Below are 15,543 nucleotides of genomic sequence, written 5' to 3' on the forward strand. Positions count from 1 at the left end.
TACACAGGACGGGTTCGGTCGGGGTGGAAGAGGAACGGGTGGCCGCCGTGACCGGGCCGAGGGGGCCCGGTCACGGATCGGGATCGGGATCGGGATCGGGATCGGGATCGGGATCGGGGTCGGGGTCGGGATACGCGGTCGGTGGCCGGCTCGTCCTGACCTCCGCCCACGTCACCGGACCTGTCGGCACGAGGGTGGAGGTGTTCCACCCGGGCGGTACCGGCAGCGCGGGCGGGCGCGTGGTGTGGGCCGGCACACCGAAGGGGCGTGACGACGCCGCACTGGTCCTGGTCGACGACTCCGAGCACTGGCAGCCGCCGACCGCGCCCGTCCGGTGGGGGCGCACGGTCACCAGACGCCCTGGCGCGCGGTGCGAGACCTGGGGCGTACCGGACGAGGCCCAGCGCCACGGCCGTCCGATCGAGGCCTCTCAGCTACGCGGGGAGGTGAATCCGGGCAGCGGCTTCGTCGGTAACCAGTACGTCATGGACCTGCGCACGCCCGTGTCCGGGTGGCGCGGCGGCGGGACGTCGCCGTGGGGCGGTCTGTCCGGCGCCGCGATGTTCTGCGACCGCTACCTGACCGGCGTCGTGGCCGCGGATCGGGACCACTCCGCCCACGGCCGGCTGAACGTCGTCCCGGCCTACGTCCTCCACCACGACCCGGCGTTCCGCGCCGCCCTGGCCGAGCACGGCGCCGGCCCGGTCGGGGGTCTGGAGCCGGTGGAGTTCCAGGACCTCACCGACCGCGCCGACTCTCCTGCCGGCCGGCCCGTTCCTGCAACACCGGCGGCGCTGCTGGAGGCCGGGCGGCAGACCGTTCCCTTCCACGGCCGCGAGGACCTGCTCGCCGAGATGACCGCATGGTGCGCGCTGGGCGGGTTCGGGGTGTGGCTGCTGCACGGTCCGGGCGGTCAGGGCAAGACCCGCCTCGCCCACCACCTCGCCCATCTGCTGACTGCCGACGGCTGGGCGGTGCTGTGGCCGCGGGCCGCCGCCACGACAGCCCAGCTGCTGGACGTGCGGCGGGCGGCGAAGCCGGTGCTGGTCGTCCTCGACTACGCCGAGACCCGCCCCGAGCAGCTCGGGGCCCTGATCGAAGCCGCCGCCGAACACCCGGGGACCAGCCCCCTCAGGCTGCTCCTGCTGGCCCGGACCGCCGGCGACTGGTGGCAACAGGCCATCACCGCCACCCGCCAGGCCGAGGACCACCTCGCCACGGCCCGCACCCACCGCCTCACCCCCCTCGAAGACGACCCCGGCCGGCGGACCGGCCACTACCGCGAAGCCGTCCACGCCCTCGCCACGGCCCTCCCCCTCGTCCACGGCCTCGCCGGACACGACTGGACCGCGGCCGCCGACTCCCTGCCCGTGCCCCGGCACCTCGGCCACGATGCCTACGGCAACGCCCTCACCCTCCACATGACCGCCCTCGCCGACCTCCTCGACGCCACCGGGCCCGAACCCCGAATCGGCGGCCCCGGACCGGCGGGAAACGGCGGGACACACGGGCGTGCACAGGACGTCGAGGACCGGCTGCTCGGCCACGAGAGCCGGTACTGGCGCGACAGCGCCACCGCCCGGGGCCTCAGCCCCGCCTTGAGCACGGCAACCCTGAAGACCGCACTCGCCGCCGCCCACCTCGTCGGCGCCGCCGACCGCGAACACGCCGACCGGCTCTGGCGACGACTCCCGGCACTCGCCGACCAGCCCCGCGACCGCCGCGACCAGGTCACCGCCTGGCTCGCCACCCTCTACCCCGCCGACGCCGCCCCCGGCGGGCCGCCCTGGGGATCACTGCAGCCCGACCGCCTCGCCGAGCGCCACATCGGCCGCACCCTCGACACCGACCCCCGCCTCGCCGACCACCTCCTCACCGACGCCGACGAAGGCCGGGCCGTACAGCTCCTCACCGTCTACAGCCGCGCCGCCGCCCACCCCGTCTTCCACCGGCGCCTTGAGAACCACCTCACCGATCTCTGTCTGCGCCACGACCGGCAGATGGCCCGACACATCGTCACCACCGCCATCCGCACCGACCACCCGGGGCCCCTGATCGCCGCCCTCGACGCCATCACCGGTGATTCCAGCACCCCACCCCACCGTCTCGCCGGGCTCTACGGCCTACTCCCCCACGCCAGCCAGCGTCTTGCCTCCACCGCGGCCCGCCTCTGCCACGAACTCGTCGAACACCACCGCACCCTGGCGGCAACGGACCCCGGCGTCCACCTCCCCGACCTCGCCATGACCCTCAACAACCTCTCCGTCCGACTGACGGAGGTGGGTCGGCGGGGCGAAGGGCTGGCCGCGATCGAGGAAGCCGCCACCCACTACCGCACCCTCGCGACGGCCGACCCCGGTGCCCACCTGGCCAACCTCGCCATGGCCCTCAACAATCTCGCCATCGAACTGGGTGGTGTGGGCCGGCTGCGCGCCGGACTGGCCGCGATCGAGGAAGCCACCGCCCACTACCGCACCCTCGCCGCAGCGAATCCGACCGCCCATCTGCCCGACCTCGCCATGGCCCTCACCAACCTCTCCACCCGGCTGGCGGGCGTGGGTCGGCGGGGCGAAGGGCTGGCCGCCGCCGCGGAGGCCACCGCCCACTACCGCACCCTGGAAGCAACCGACCCCGGTGCCCACCTGGCCAACCTCGCCAAGGCCCTCAACAACCTCTCCGCCCGGCTGGGAGCCGTGGGCCGACGGAACGAAGGGCTGGCCGCCGCCGCGGAGGCCACCGCCATCCGCCGCGCGCTGGTCGCGACGAATCCCGACGCCCACCTGCCCGACCTCGCCAAATCCCTCACCAACCTCTCGGTCGGGCTGGGCGAGGTCGGGCGCGGAAGCGAGGGACTGACCGTCGCTGCGGAGGCCGTCGGCCACTACCGTGCCCTCACCAGCAGCAACCCGGGCGCCCACCTGCCCGACCTCGCCATGGCCCTCACCAACCTCTCCGTCCGGTTGGGCGAGGTGGGTCGGTGGGACGAAGGGCTGGCCGCGATCGAGGAAGCCACCGCCCGCTACCGCACCCTTTCAGCGGCCAACCCGAGCGCCCACCTACCCGACCTGGCGATGGCGCTCAACAACCTCTCCATCCAGTTGGGCGAGATGGGTCGGCGGGACGAAGGACTGGCCGCGATCGAGGAAGCCGCCACCAACTACCGCACCCTCGCAACGGCCAACCCCGACGCGTATCTCCCCTACCTCGCCCTGGCCCTCATCACCCTCTCCGCCCGGCTGGAGGACGTCGGCCGCCAGGACGAAGGCCTGGCCGCCGCCGCAGAGGCCACCGCCCACTTCCGCGCCCTCGCCACGGCCGACCCCGACGCCTACCGGCCCCACCTCGCCAAGGCCCTCAACAACCTCTCCGTCGGGCTGGGTGGTGCGGGCCGGCGGGCCGAAGGGCTGGCCGCGGCCGAGGAGTCCACCGCCCACTACCGCACCCTGGCAGCGGCCGACCCCGACGCCCACCTCCCCGACCTGGCGATGGCCCTCAACAACCTCTCCGTCGAACTGGGTCGTGCGGGCCGGCGGGCCGAGGGCCTGGCCGCGATCGAGGAGTCCACCGCCCACTACCGCACCCTGGCAGCGGCCAACCCCGACGCCCATCTGCCCCTCCTCGCCCTGACCCTCACCAACCTCTCTCTCCGTCTGGGAGAGGCGGGCCGCCTCGACGAAGGCCTGGCCGCCGTCCGAGAAGCCGTCGCCCTCCGCCGAGCCCTCGCTCAGGTCTATCCCGCCCGCTTCGACATCCCTCTGCAGCAGTCCCTGGACGTGGCCGAGCGGCTCGAAGGGCTCGAACCGTAGCGCCGAGGAGCAGCACACGCTCGGGGCAGCACTCCCCGCCGGTCGGAGCCACCTGTCGGCCGTCGCCCGCTGACGCCATCGTCACCACTCGGTCAGCCACGAGACCGGCGGCGTTGCGACGATCACGCGAATCCGCCGCCGCCCTCGTCATCACCTCGACCGCGTGACCGGGGCTACCGGGCCCCCGGCTGGGCCCGGGGGCCGGCTGTGCGGGCCGGGCCCCCGGGTGGTGTGGGGCCGTCAGCCGGCAAGGTGCTCCAGGGTGAAGACGGTTGCCCGGTAGGAGTACTGGGCCACGGGCGAACCTGCGGAGCCGGCCGGGTCGGCGACGGTGGCGAAGCTCCCGCTGTGCGCGATCCGGAGAAGTACCTCGCTGGAGCCGGGCGAGGTGTGGACCAGTGTGAAGAGCTGGTTGAGGTAGATCCACCCCGAGCAGTCGAACACGTTGAAGTTGGCGCCGTCGGCCAGTCCCTCGGTCGTGTCGTTCGGGTTCTGCTTCCAGACGCCCAGGCAGGTGTTCTCGTTCTGCCGGCTGCGGAAGATGAAGATCTGGTTGTCGGCGTTGTAGTGGCACATCTTCCACTGCTGGTGGTAGCCACCGCTGTCGGGGCTCTGAATGGCCTGCCCCCAGGGGCTGGCCTGGTTCCTCTCCACGAGCTGTCCGAAGGGCGTCTTGATCCGGTAGTAGCCGTCGTCGCAGACGTAGCCGTGCCACTCGCTCGACGCCGGACCCCGGGGCGCGGCCGACGCGGGGCCGGCGAGCAGGGTGAGGCCGGCCAGTGAGGCGAGGGCGGCGGCGCCGAGGGCGCGCAGCGCCGTGCCCCGGCGGGTGGTGGGGTGGCGCAGTGGGTTCGTCACGAGGTCCTCCGTCGTCAGGTCGGTGAGCACGGTCAGCAGCTGCTGATGAGGAGTTGGGCCGCCCGGCGCACGGTGCCGGCCGGTTGGGCGGGGGCGCAGCCGACCGAGCCGATCTCCGGGGACTCGTAGGTGGTGAAGGTCCCGGGGCTCGACGAGGTGGTGACCCAGATGCCGGTGGTGGGGCCGGTCTGGGCGCAGATGCGGTTGACGTACTGGCCGGTGACGACGCGGGTCCCGCGGTAGAGGCCGTACCGTCCGGGCGAAATGAGGTTCCAGGTGTCGCTGACGGTCTGGGTGGTGGTGCTGGAGGTGGTCTTCTGGACCGAGAAGCCGATCTTGACCTCGACCTTGGCGAACAGCGCGCTCGCGCTGGCGGTGATCTCGGTCCTGTTGTCGACGGTGGTGGTCACCGAGCTGACCCGGCTCAGGGTGTCGCTGTGCTGTCCGGTGGTGCCCGCGGTGACGTTGTAGATGAGGAAGTCGGTGACGAGGGGCGTGACTTGCAGGTTCAAGGGCTCCGTGGTGGCGTGGTCCACGGCGGGGTTGCAAAGGGTCGGGAGGGGGTCGGCATGGGCGGCGGGAGCGGTGCCCAGGCCCAGCAGGCCCACCGCGACGGCGGTAATGGCCGAGGCGGCGACGGTGCGCAGGCGCGCCTTGCGGGTGGTGGTCATCTGTGTTTCTCCAGCGGTCGCGGAAGCAGGGATGAGACGTGCGCGCGACGACGCGTGCGCGCACACGCCTCGTACAGGGGCAGGAAGGTCATGCGCGTGCGTATGCGTCCTTGGCGATGCTTCAGGCCTCGCGGCAGTGCCGCTGCCGTGGTGAGGCACGCGACGGCAGCGGCGCTCCGCGTGAGGCGGGCCTCTGTGTCCAGAAGCTTGAGGACCCTGGTCAGGATCGGTTCCTCGGAGATCGCATGCGCGGGACAGGAACCGGGGTCGGGGTCCGTACCGGCCGGCGGTCGGTACGCGCCCGGACCGTGGACCTCCGCGGTCCGGGTGAGGAAAAGTCTCGTCGTGGCGCACCGGGCGCCGGTAGTGTCCGATGCCATGAGCCGGGCGGGCCGTGTCATGGTCGGCCGGTGACAACTGTCATGACGTTTGGCTGGTTCGGCCACAGACAGACGGCGACGGCGGACTCTAGGCTGACCGGAAATGATCATCTCACCTGCGGGGCCCAGGACGGCCGAGCCGGGGCGGCTGGGCCGCCTGACCTGCTGGACGCTGCTCGCCCTGGGCCCCCTCTGGCTGCTGCTGGCCGCGAACGACCTCGCGTTCAACCTGGGCACCAGGACCCAGGTCATGGCTGCTCCGGTGCTGATCGCCGTCGCGGTCCAGCACACGCGTCTCATCCGCCGGGCGGTCCCCGTCGGCCGCGCGGGCCGGGCCACCCTCCACGGCTCCGCGACCGCCGGGGGGCGGTGGAGCTTCCTGCTGCTGGCCGCGGCGATCGCGATGTGGGGCGAGATGGCGGACCGCCCGTACACCGCCCTCGACTGGGCCATGCTGCCCGGGGCCATGGCGGCGGCGCTGGCCCTGTCCCTGCCCGCCCGGGCGCGCCGCCGGCTGCTGACGGCGGTCGCGGTGGGCTGCGCGGTGCTGGGCGAGGCAGTGGCGCAGTGGCGTCACGACCACCCCGAACTACTGCCCGGGGTGCCGGCGGCGACCGGCGCGGGGATGGTGCTGTTCATCGCCGGGGTGGAGTTGATGCTGGTCCGGCTGTGGCGGGCGGTACTGGAGGCCGAACACCTCCGCGAGACCACGGCCACCCTCGCCGTGGCCGAGGAGAGGCTGCGGTTCGCCGCCGATCTGCACGACCTCCAGGGCCACCGGCTCCAGGTCATCACGCTCAAGGGCGAGCTGGCCGAGCGGCTGATCGGCCGCAGCGACCACGAGGCACGCACACAGGTCCGGGAGATCTCCGAACTGGCCCGCAGCGCACTCGAGGAGTCCCGGGCCGTCGTCCACGGCTACCGGCGAGCCAGCCTGAGTACCGAACTGGCCAACGCCGCGGGAATCCTGGAAGCCGCCGGGATCGCCACCACCATCGACGGCGACGCCGCACGCATCCCCCACCAGCTCCAGCCGGCCTTCGCCGCCCTGGTCCGCGAGGGCGTCACCAACATCCTCCGCCACAGCCGCGCCCGCCACTGCCGCATCACCATCACCGCCGACCCGGGCCGGGCCCGCGTCCTGCTGCGCAACGACGGAGCCCCCTCACGCCCCGCGGAGCCCGGCAGCGGCCTGGCCGGACTGCAGGAACGCTTCCACGCCGTCGGCGGGTACGTACGCATCGCCACCCAGCCCGACGGCCACTTCGAACTGACCGGCCACAGCCACCGGGAGACCCCCGAGTGATCCGCATCCTGCTCGCCGACGACGAGGACCTCACCCGCGGCGCCCTCGCCGCACTCCTCGGCCTCGAACCCGACCTCACCGTCGTCGCCCAGGCCCCTGACGGCCCCACAGCGGTCGAAGCCGCCACCCGCCACCCGATCGACATCGCTCTCCTGGACCTGGAGATGCCCCACCTCGACGGCATCTCCGCCGCCCAGGCCATCCACCGCCACCGTCCCGTCCCCACCGTCCTCGTCACCCGCCACGCCCGGCCCGGGGTGCTGCGCCGCGCTCTGGCCGCGGGCATCCACGGCTTCGTCCCCAAGACCACCCCCGCCACCCGCCTGGCCGCGATCCTGCGCGACGTCCACGACGGCGGCCGCTACATCGACCACCAGCTCGCCACCCACGCCCTCACCGAAACCCCCTGCCCCCTCACCCCCCGCGAACTGGACGTGCTGCGCGCCGTCCACCACGGCCAGGCCATCAGCGCCCTCGCCACGGAGCACCATCTCGCTCCCGGCACCGTCCGCAACTACCTCTCCGGTGCCATCACCAAACTCGCCGTCCGCACCCGCCACGAAGCGGCCCGCCGCGCCTGGGAGGAGGGGTGGATCTGAGCGCGTGCGGGGTGCCTCCGTCCGATGCGACGTGCTGTCGGTGCGGGTGACTACGGTGGCACCGGGAGCGCGGCCCGCACTCCCGGCCTGTACGTGTCCCCGCCCGCCGGGCGAGGCCGCGCGCGCCGTCGACTGCCCGACCCCTGGGACACCCCGTGCGCCTGATCTTCGCCCACCCGGATGACTTCCCCCACTACGAGCACGTCGAGGAACTCCTCAACGACGGGTTCGAGACCACCCTGCTCCGTACGGACGTGTCCGACGGCCTGTGGATCGAGCTGATCAGCTACGACGCCGGACAGGGCGTCATCGTCTACGGCGCCGCCCGGTTCGGGCCGTACTCCCGCTACGTCGAGGAGGCCGACACCCGCGAGGAGGCCGAAGCGCGGTACGAGGAGATGGTCCGCGAGGCCGCCGACGAGGAGGCTGCCGCGCAACCGGGCTGAGCCGCGTTCCGCTGCCTGGTCCGCGGGCGTGTTGGACATGCGGTTCGTAGGCGAATGTCCACTAGTCTGCGTCGACGAAGTGACTGGTGACGTCACAGCGACGAGAGGACCGACCATGGTGAAGAACTACGCGGATCTGCCGACGCCGGAGTCCGTGCGCATCATCGACTTCGACGAGGCGAAGGCCGTCCCGGGGATCGTTCCGGGCACCTTCATCCTGGTCGTCAACGGCGTCATGCCCTACGTGAACATGACGGTTCGTCTCTCGCCGCTGGTCTACATCGAGCGTCCGGAGTACTGGGGCATCGAGGTCATCGGCTCGCTGCCCGGCATCGGGCTCCCCGCCACCACCCCGTACACGGTCTCCCTGCCGCTGGACGGCATCCTGGGGACCAGGGGAATCGAGGTGATCGGGGCGAACAGGACCGAGCAGATCGCCGTCCCGTAGCAGGCCGGGCACCGAAGGCGTTCTCCGCCGGGCTCGCCTCCGCGCCCTCGGCCGTGCGTTCGTGACCGCTCCCGGGCCTGGTGCCGGGGCAGCGCGCCGTACCGGTTCCCCGCCCCGCCGCCGGGACCGGTGCCCCGTCCGACCGCTCCGCACCCGACAACGATCCGCACACGTCCGGCGGTTCGGAAGCGCCCGATCAGTCGATGACGGCCGTGGCCTCGATCTCGACCAGATGCTCGGGGACGTCCAGCGCCGCGACACCCAGCAGCGTGCCCGGCGGCACGGGCGTGACGCCCAGCTTCGCGGCCGCCCGGGCGATCCCTTCCAGGAGCAGGGGCATCTTGTCGGGGGTCCAGTCGACGACGTAGACCGTCAGCTTCGCCACGTCGTCGAAGGAAGCACCGACCCCGGCCAGGGCCGTGCCGATGTTGAGGTAGCACCGCTCGACCTGAGCGGCGAGGTCGCCGTCGCCGACCGTGACCCCGTCGGAGTCCCACGCGACCTGTCCGGCGACGAAGACGAGCTTCGAGCCGGTCGCGATCGACACCTGCCGGTAGACGTCGATCTCCGGCAGTCCACCGGGGTTCACCAGGGTGATGGCCATGCTGCTGTCTCCCTCGCCAGGAGCGCCCGCGGTCCGAGGCCGTCGAGCCACGATGCGTCCGCTCTCTTGTGGTTACTTGGGAACCGTAGGAGAGTGTGCGCTGACATGGAAGAACGCACTTTTCGGTGACTGAGGAACCTCATGGTGACCAAGCAGTTCACGGGCTCGACCGACAACGCAGACCTGCGGCGGGCCGACTCCCTGGCGCGGGAGATCTTCTCGGACGTCGCCAACAAGTGGGCGCTCCTGATCATCGAGTCCCTCGGGGAGCGCACCCTGCGCTTCGGTGAGCTGCGGGACGCGGTCGAGGGGATCAGTCACAAGATGCTCACCCAGAACCTGCGCATGCTGGAGCGCAACGGCCTGGTCGAGCGGACGGTTCACCCCGTCGTGCCGCCACGGGTCGAGTACACCCTCACCGAGCCGGGCCAGGCCCTGCGAGTGACGATCGACGGGCTGTGCGACTGGACCCACCGCTACCTCGGACACATCGAAGCCGCCCGGCACCGCTCCGCCGGCTGACGCGCGACCTGCCGGTCGCCGTCGCGCGGCCTGCGGCCGCTCGGCCGGTACGACTCGGCCGGGCGGGTCACGGCAGGGGCCCGACCGTTTCCCCGGCCCGCGAACGGGTGATCCCTCTCCGGCCAGAGCGGCGGGCGTTCCCGTCGCCGCGACGCCCTCCGGAGGCCCCGCCGTGCCACTGCGCTCCCGCCGTTCGCCGCTCACCGCCCGACCGCGGCCCACCCGCCGTCCCGGGCACGCGGTCACCGCACTGCTCGCCGCCTCGATGGCCCTGGCACCGGCCGCTCCCGCCGCGGCGGAGCCCCGCGGCGACGACCGCGAGCTTCGGGCCCGCCTGCAAGAGCTGGTCGACCGTCCGGACGGCCCGCCCGGCGCCATCGCCGTACTGCGCGAGGACGGGCACGTGCGGGTGCTCCGGGCCGGAGTGGCCGAGGTCGGCACCGGCCGCCCGCCCCGCTCCACCGACCACATGCGGCTGGCCAGCGCGGCGAAGGCGTTCAGCGGCGCGGTCGCGCTGCGCCTGGTCGACTGCGGGCTCCTCGGACTGGACGACACGATCGCCGACCGGCTGCCCTCGCTGCCGAGCGACTGGGGCGCGGTGACGCTGCGTCAGCTGCTCCACCACACCAGCGGGCTGCCGGACTACAGCATGGCGCAGGGCTTCGTCGACCTGATCGTCGCCGACCCGCACCACGTGTTCGACTCCCAGCACCTGCTGGACTTCGTCGCCGACGAGGACCTGGAGTTCACCCCCGGCTCCCGCTACCAGTACTCCAACTCCGACAACATCGCCGTCGCCCTGATGGCCGAGGCCGCGACCGGGCAGCGCTACGAGGACCTGCTGGCCTCCCAGGTCTACCGGCCGCTGGGGCTCACGCAGACCAGCCTCCCCTCCGGGTACGAGCTGCCCGAGCCCTACCTGCACGGCTACGCCGTCCAGCCGCCCGACCCGCCGGAGGACGTCAGCACGCAGTTCGGCGCCTCGGGCGCCTGGGCCTCGGGCGGCCTGGTGTCCACTCCGAGGGACTTCAACACGTTCGCGGCCGGGTACGCGGGCGGCCCGCTGATCAGCGACGAGACCCGGCAGCAGCAGCGGGCCTTCATCGAGGGCGCCTCCGAGCCGGCCGGCCCGGGCGCCAACCGTGCCGGGCTGGCGATCTTCGAGTACACCACCCGCTGCGGCGTCGTGCTCGGGCACACGGGCAACACCGCGGGCTACACGCAGTTCGGCGCGGGCACCCCGGACGGGCGCCGAAGCGTCACCGTCTCCGTCAGCAGCCAGGTGAACCAGCGGGGCAACCCGGACCTGCTGGCCCACCTGCGCGCCGTAGAGGAGGACTTCGTGTGCGCGCTGCTGGCCGACTAGAAGCTGCCCTGCGGCTCATGTGACCGGCTACTCATCCACCCATCGTTCCGATCACGAGCGGGGCCCTGCGCGTGAGCTGCTGGTGCTGTTCCTTCTGTGCCCGGTCGGGCTCTCGATCGCGGCGGGCGACCAGGGCGGGCCAGTCCAGGTGGTCCTGGGGTGGTTCTGCGGCTGGCTGATCGCGGGGTTCGGTGCTGCCGTGCTGTTCGCGGCGCGGTCGGCGCGGCGGGAGCGTCGGCTGCACCTGCGGGGCATCTCGGTGGTGGCCGAGCTGACCGAGCAGGAGCTGGTCGACGTCCCGGACCGGGAGCCGCCGCATCACCAACGGATACGTCTGGCCTACGAGTTCACCGACCTCACCGGCCACGGCGGCCGGAGTCGGCCTGATCGGGCTCGCGGTGGCCGCTCCGTTCGCCGCCCTGTTGTGATCGGATGCCTCGATACCTCCTCCTCGCCGGCCCGCGCGGCTCGACGAGGACGCCTCGACCATGACGCCCCCGCGCGCGGGCCGGCCGGGGAACTTCGGCGCTGCCCGTCCGGGCAGTGGGCGCTTCGCGGGCGGCCGAACCAGCCTGGTTGGGCACGGGTACTGCGGAGCCGGGGCCGGTGGGGCTCCGACCGCAGGTCGCCGCAGGCGCGGGCAGCCCCGGTTGTACGCCGGGGCAGCCGAACGGGGCTGCGCGGCCGTTACTCACCGGTGTTCAGTGACGTTGCGTCAATTGGACTGTGAGCCTTCCGGAGAGGGGCTCCTGCCCGCGGAGGTCGGAGAGCAGCCGTCTGCCGACAGTCGGCGGTGGGGCCCACGCGCAGCCTGCCGTCCGGCAGGTGGGCAGGTCGGTGATCCGGAGGTCAGTGATGGCGATGAAGAAGCTCGGGAGGACCGCTGCGGCGGCAGCGGCCCTGGCGGCCACGACGACGGGCATGGTCGTCGGACCCGCAGGCACCGCCAGCGCGGCTTCGGCGGATCAGATCATGCTACGGCAGTGCCTCAAATCGACCGCCTCGGTCGAGTACCCCTTCCACGAGGGCTCCGATCTCCTCTGCGGCGGGGGTTTCGGGCGGGTGATCCCTGTCTACAACTTCGACGACGGTACGCGACAGATCTTCTTCGTCGGGCCGGAGCGCGGAGTGTGGACCACCTGGACCAACCCGAACGGGTCGTTCGGCGGCCGGGTCTGGCTCGGCGGCCAGGTCACGAGCGACATCGATTTCGCCGGCTACCACGGCAACTTCCTGCAGCTGAAGGCGAGGGGGACGGACGGCGCGACGTGGTACAACACCCGCTACGAGGACGGCCATTGGGGTGGATGGTTCCGGTAGCCGGAGGGCCCGGGTCGCGACCGGAAGAGGCCCTGGCGTGGGACGTCGGACCGGCCGACTTCCCACGCCAGGGGTGGGGCCGGCATCAGCAGGTACGTCGGCGGCCCCGATAACGCGGTCATCGCCGGGCCCCTCCGTCCGCGGCACCCGGTGGCCCGTTCCGAACGAGGTCACGGCCCTCCCGACGGGGGTGCGCCCCAGCGCGGGAGTGCCCTGCGAGGCGGCGGCCGAGACCGTCAGCGGACCGGCACCGGGTCCCGCCAGATGTCCATAGGGACGGCGCGGACCGCGCGTCCGTCCGCGTCGAGGATCCGGCCCATCCGTTTCACGGTACGCAGCGACACCCGGCGATCTGCCACCCGCAGGTCGGGGAACCGGCGGGTGAGCGCGGCCTCCAGCCGCTGGACGTCGGCGAGGGAGCGCTGCCAGACGGAGAGGACGAGGTTGTGCGCGCCGGTGACGGACACGCACAGCCGGACCTCGGGGAGTCTGGCGAGCTGGGGGCCGACCTCGTCGAGCCGGTCCGGGGGAAGGTCCGCCCGAAAGGTCGTCATGACCGGTCGTCCGGCGTCGCGGGCGGCGATCTCACAGCGGAAGCGGATCGCGTCGGAGGCGGCCAGCCGGTCGAGGCGGCGGCGCAGCGTGGACGGGCTGAGCCCGGTGGCGGCGGCCAGCTCGGCTTGGTCGAGGCGGCCGTCGACGCCCAGTCTGATGAGCAACTCCCGGTCTTCCTGACGGACTTCAGCTCGTACGGCGGGTGGTGGCCCGTTGGCCGCCGGGTGATCGTCGTGCAGTTCCACGCGCTGGGCGGGGTCCAGCGAGTCCAGCCTCCAGCGGATCCCCTCGGCGTAGAAGCCGGTCGCCAGGTGGGTGCGGACGGCGTTGACCCCGGGGAGGCGGCCGAGCCGTTCGGCGGTGTACCGGGAGACCGCCGCCAGGTCGGTGAAGGCCGCGGTGACGACGAGGTCGCAGCCCTGGGAGAGATGGTCGATGCTCATCACGTGCGGGTCCTCGGCCAGGTCGTCGGCGATCTGGCCGAGCCGGTCGGGAGCGCAGTCGAGGTCGAGGTAGGCGACGCACCCGGGGTCCTCGGGGTGCGGCAGTCCGTAGGCGGTGACCCAGGCGATCCCGGCCTCCGAGAGCCGGCGCCAGCGGCGGGCGGCGGTGACCGGACTGATCCCGAGGGTCTGGCCGAGCAGCGACCAGGGGGCCCGGGGCCGCAGCTGCATCGCGTTCACCAGGGCGAGGTCGAGCTCGTCCGCGGTCACGTCGGAGCGGGTCACCGTCGACTGCCGGTGGATTCGTGCATCGAAGGGCCTCTCGTGGCGTGATCCTGCGAAATTACGGGAAACTCCCGCCGAAAGAACCAGAATCACGGAACAGATCGCTCTGCACAAACTCCCGCCACGCGCGGGCTCGATGGAGGTACCTGTGTCCCTGCACGACGATGCTCTCGGTCTGGCCCCGGACCTGGTCCGGCTCCGCCACGACCTCCACCGGTTCCCCGAGTTGGGCCTCGCCCTCCCCCGCACCCAGGAGCGGGTGCTGAGGGCCCTGGACGGACTGCCGCTGGAGGTGAGCCTGGGCACCTCGCTGAGTTCGGTCACCGCGGTGCTGCGCGGCGGACGGCCGGGACCGGCGGTGCTGTTGCGCGCCGACATGGACGGTCTGCCGGTCACCGAGAAGGCCCCGCTGCCGTTCGCCGCCGACAACGGCGCCATGCACGCCTGCGGACACGACCTGCATACCACCATGCTCGCGGGCGCCGCACACCTTCTGGCGGCACGGCGGGAGCAGCTCCACGGCGACGTGGTCTTCATGTTCCAACCCGGTGAGGAGGGCTGGGACGGCGCCGGAGCCATGCTGGCCGAGGGCGTGCTGGACGCGGCGGGCAGGCTCCCGGTCGCCGCGTACGCGCTGCACGTGGCATCGGCCCTGCCGCACGGGGAGTTCAGCTCCCGGCGCGGTCCTATCCTGGCCGCCTCCGACGCGCTGAACGTCACCGTCCACGGTGCGGGCGGCCACGGCTCGGCGCCGCATCGGGCCAAGGACCCCATCCCGGCGGCCTGCGAGATGGTCACCGCCCTGCAGACCATGGTGACCCGCCGTTTCGACGTGTTCGATCCGGTGGTGATCACCGTCGGGCTCCTCCGGGCCGGCACCCAGCGCAACATCATCCCCGAGACCGCCCGCTTCGAGGCGACCGTGCGGACCTTCTCCGCCGAAACGCGGTCGAAGGTGGCCGACGTCGTGGTGGAGCTGGTGGAGTCCATCGCGGCCGCCCACGGTCTGCGGGCGGAGGTCGAGCACCGCTTCGAGTACCCGGTGACCGTGACCGACGGAGCCGAGACCGACTTCCTGGCGGACACCGTCCGGGAGGTCTTCGGCGAGGAGCGCTTCCAGACGATGGCGAACCCGATGACCGGGGCGGAGGACTTCTCCCGGATACTCGCCGCCGTTCCGGGATCGTTCGCGTGGCTCGGCGCCGCCCCGAAGGGGATTGACGACCCCGCCGACCTGCCGCTCAACCACTCGCCCTACGCGGAGTTCGACGACGCGGTGCTCCCCGACGGGGCCGCGCTCTACGCCGAACTCGCCACCCGCCGTCTCGCGGCCTGAACCCGTTCGCCCAGGAAGGAAGGAACGATCACGCACATGTCCGACCCGCGCGACGTGGTCGAGCAGCAGCTCGCCGCCTACAACAACCACGACATCGACGCCTTCGTCGCCACCTACGCCGAGGACGTCACGGTCCACCGGGCCGACGGAAGCCGGCTGCAGGGCCGGCAGGCCCTGCGGGACAAGTACGCCGGACAGTTCGCCGAAGGCCGCTGCCGGGCGGAGATCGTGGGGCGGCTCGTCGAAGGCGACCGGGTGGTGGACCACGAGATCGCCCACGGGCTGGCCGACGGGCCGGTCCGCGTCCTGGTGGCCTACCGGGTGCGCGGAGGCCTGATCGACCGCGTCGACTTCCTCAACTGAGCAGCATCGACCCGCACCGGTGGCCCGGCGCAGCACCCCCGCCGGCCCACCCACCCACGAACCCGACCTGATCCGACCGGCCAGAAGGTCACCGGCTCCGCGCAACCGAGCCGGCGGCCGGACGTACGCCCGGTCGGCAGAACCGCCGGGGGGCGCCGGCGGGGCGCCCGGCCCCCCCGCGGCCCCGGGGGGGGGGCCCCCCGCCGGGCCCCCCGGACCCGGGGCCCCCCGGGGC

15 protein-coding genes are annotated in these 15,543 nt (G+C 72.7%); 10 read left to right on the forward strand and 5 right to left on the reverse strand.

Features of this window, described 5'->3' with window-relative positions; translation table 11 throughout:
* Positions 1-200: 200 nt before the first annotated feature.
* Positions 201-3,806: a hypothetical protein gene (locus ABZY91_RS22830; RefSeq protein ID WP_355404857.1), complete on the forward strand. Its 3,606-nt coding sequence runs from the start codon at positions 201-203 to the stop codon at positions 3,804-3,806.
* Positions 3,807-4,046: 240 nt separating this feature from the next.
* Here ABZY91_RS22830 and ABZY91_RS22835 read toward each other — a convergent pair whose 3' ends face one another.
* Positions 4,047-4,664, reverse strand: coding sequence for a hypothetical protein (locus tag ABZY91_RS22835; RefSeq protein WP_355404859.1), 618 nt, complete (start codon positions 4,662-4,664; stop codon positions 4,047-4,049).
* A 32-nt stretch (positions 4,665-4,696) separates the two neighbouring features.
* Complete coding sequence (locus ABZY91_RS22840) at positions 4,697-5,335, reverse strand: hypothetical protein (protein WP_355404861.1); 639 nt, start codon at positions 5,333-5,335, stop codon at positions 4,697-4,699.
* Positions 5,336-5,818: 483 nt separating this feature from the next.
* On the opposite strand from ABZY91_RS22840, the gene ABZY91_RS22845 reads away from it, so the two are divergent.
* The 4 genes from ABZY91_RS22845 (at position 5,819) to ABZY91_RS22860 (ending at position 8,514) form a co-directional block, all read left to right on the forward strand.
* Positions 5,819-7,021 carry a histidine kinase gene (locus ABZY91_RS22845; protein WP_355404863.1) on the forward strand — a complete coding sequence of 401 codons (1,203 nt, stop codon included), beginning with the start codon at positions 5,819-5,821 and terminating at the stop codon, positions 7,019-7,021.
* Positions 7,018-7,620, forward strand: coding sequence for a response regulator transcription factor (locus ABZY91_RS22850; protein ID WP_329875976.1), 603 nt, complete (start codon positions 7,018-7,020; stop codon positions 7,618-7,620). Before ABZY91_RS22845 ends, ABZY91_RS22850 begins: the two co-directional genes overlap by 4 nt.
* Before the next feature lie 155 nt (positions 7,621-7,775).
* Positions 7,776-8,066: a hypothetical protein gene (locus tag ABZY91_RS22855; RefSeq protein ID WP_355404865.1), complete on the forward strand. Its 291-nt coding sequence runs from the start codon at positions 7,776-7,778 to the stop codon at positions 8,064-8,066.
* A gap of 115 nt (positions 8,067-8,181) precedes the next feature.
* A complete protein-coding gene (locus ABZY91_RS22860; RefSeq protein WP_355404867.1) occupies positions 8,182-8,514 on the forward strand; it encodes a hypothetical protein in 333 nt (110 codons plus the stop codon).
* 196 nt (positions 8,515-8,710) lie between these two features.
* Here the strand turns inward: ABZY91_RS22860 and ABZY91_RS22865 are convergent, their stop codons facing one another.
* A complete protein-coding gene (locus ABZY91_RS22865) occupies positions 8,711-9,118 on the reverse strand; it encodes a RidA family protein (RefSeq protein ID WP_355404869.1) in 408 nt (135 codons plus the stop codon).
* Positions 9,119-9,259: 141 nt separating this feature from the next.
* Here ABZY91_RS22865 and ABZY91_RS22870 point away from each other — a divergent pair, with 141 nt between their 5' ends.
* Together ABZY91_RS22870 and ABZY91_RS22875 are read left to right on the forward strand one after the other, a co-directional pair.
* A complete protein-coding gene (locus tag ABZY91_RS22870) occupies positions 9,260-9,640 on the forward strand; it encodes a helix-turn-helix domain-containing protein (RefSeq protein WP_355404871.1) in 381 nt (126 codons plus the stop codon).
* A gap of 265 nt (positions 9,641-9,905) precedes the next feature.
* A complete protein-coding gene (locus tag ABZY91_RS22875; protein ID WP_355404882.1) occupies positions 9,906-11,006 on the forward strand; it encodes a serine hydrolase domain-containing protein in 1,101 nt (366 codons plus the stop codon).
* Positions 11,007-11,037: 31 nt separating this feature from the next.
* On the opposite strand, the gene ABZY91_RS22880 is transcribed toward ABZY91_RS22875, so the two are convergent.
* Positions 11,038-11,325: a hypothetical protein gene (locus ABZY91_RS22880; protein WP_355404872.1), complete on the reverse strand. Its 288-nt coding sequence runs from the start codon at positions 11,323-11,325 to the stop codon at positions 11,038-11,040.
* A gap of 536 nt (positions 11,326-11,861) precedes the next feature.
* Between ABZY91_RS22880 and ABZY91_RS22885 the strand changes: the two genes are divergently transcribed.
* Complete coding sequence (locus ABZY91_RS22885) at positions 11,862-12,326, forward strand: hypothetical protein (RefSeq protein WP_355404874.1); 465 nt, start codon at positions 11,862-11,864, stop codon at positions 12,324-12,326.
* Positions 12,327-12,562: 236 nt separating this feature from the next.
* Here ABZY91_RS22885 and ABZY91_RS22890 read toward each other — a convergent pair whose 3' ends face one another.
* Positions 12,563-13,594, reverse strand: coding sequence for an Lrp/AsnC family transcriptional regulator (locus ABZY91_RS22890; protein WP_355404876.1), 1,032 nt, complete (start codon positions 13,592-13,594; stop codon positions 12,563-12,565).
* A gap of 163 nt (positions 13,595-13,757) precedes the next feature.
* Between ABZY91_RS22890 and ABZY91_RS22895 the strand changes: the two genes are divergently transcribed.
* On the forward strand, positions 13,758-14,945 hold the full coding sequence (locus tag ABZY91_RS22895) for a M20 family metallopeptidase (RefSeq protein ID WP_329875968.1): 1,188 nt from the start codon (positions 13,758-13,760) through the stop codon (positions 14,943-14,945).
* Positions 14,946-14,981: 36 nt separating this feature from the next.
* A complete protein-coding gene (locus ABZY91_RS22900; RefSeq protein ID WP_355404878.1) occupies positions 14,982-15,308 on the forward strand; it encodes a nuclear transport factor 2 family protein in 327 nt (108 codons plus the stop codon).
* Positions 15,309-15,543 lie beyond the last annotated feature (235 nt).

This window comes from Kitasatospora sp. NPDC002965 (assembly GCF_040611255.1).
Taxonomy (GTDB): domain Bacteria; phylum Actinomycetota; class Actinomycetes; order Streptomycetales; family Streptomycetaceae; genus Kitasatospora.

Excerpts from the sequence above, each read along its gene's own strand:
- ABZY91_RS22840 (WP_355404861.1), bottom strand. The coding sequence starts at position 5,335 with ATGACCACCACCCGCAAGGCGCGCCTGCGCACCGTCGCCGCCTCGGCC.
- ABZY91_RS22845 (WP_355404863.1), top strand. The coding sequence starts at position 5,819 with ATGATCATCTCACCTGCGGGGCCCAGGACGGCCGAGCCGGGGCGGCTG.
- ABZY91_RS22860 (WP_355404867.1), top strand. The coding sequence starts at position 8,182 with ATGGTGAAGAACTACGCGGATCTGCCGACGCCGGAGTCCGTGCGCATC.
- ABZY91_RS22865 (WP_355404869.1), bottom strand. The coding sequence starts at position 9,118 with ATGGCCATCACCCTGGTGAACCCCGGTGGACTGCCGGAGATCGACGTC.
- ABZY91_RS22870 (WP_355404871.1), top strand. The coding sequence starts at position 9,260 with ATGGTGACCAAGCAGTTCACGGGCTCGACCGACAACGCAGACCTGCGG.
- ABZY91_RS22875 (WP_355404882.1), top strand. The coding sequence starts at position 9,906 with ATGGCCCTGGCACCGGCCGCTCCCGCCGCGGCGGAGCCCCGCGGCGAC.
- ABZY91_RS22880 (WP_355404872.1), bottom strand. The coding sequence starts at position 11,325 with ATGCGGCGGCTCCCGGTCCGGGACGTCGACCAGCTCCTGCTCGGTCAG.
- ABZY91_RS22885 (WP_355404874.1), top strand. The coding sequence starts at position 11,862 with ATGGCGATGAAGAAGCTCGGGAGGACCGCTGCGGCGGCAGCGGCCCTG.
- ABZY91_RS22900 (WP_355404878.1), top strand. The coding sequence starts at position 14,982 with ATGTCCGACCCGCGCGACGTGGTCGAGCAGCAGCTCGCCGCCTACAAC.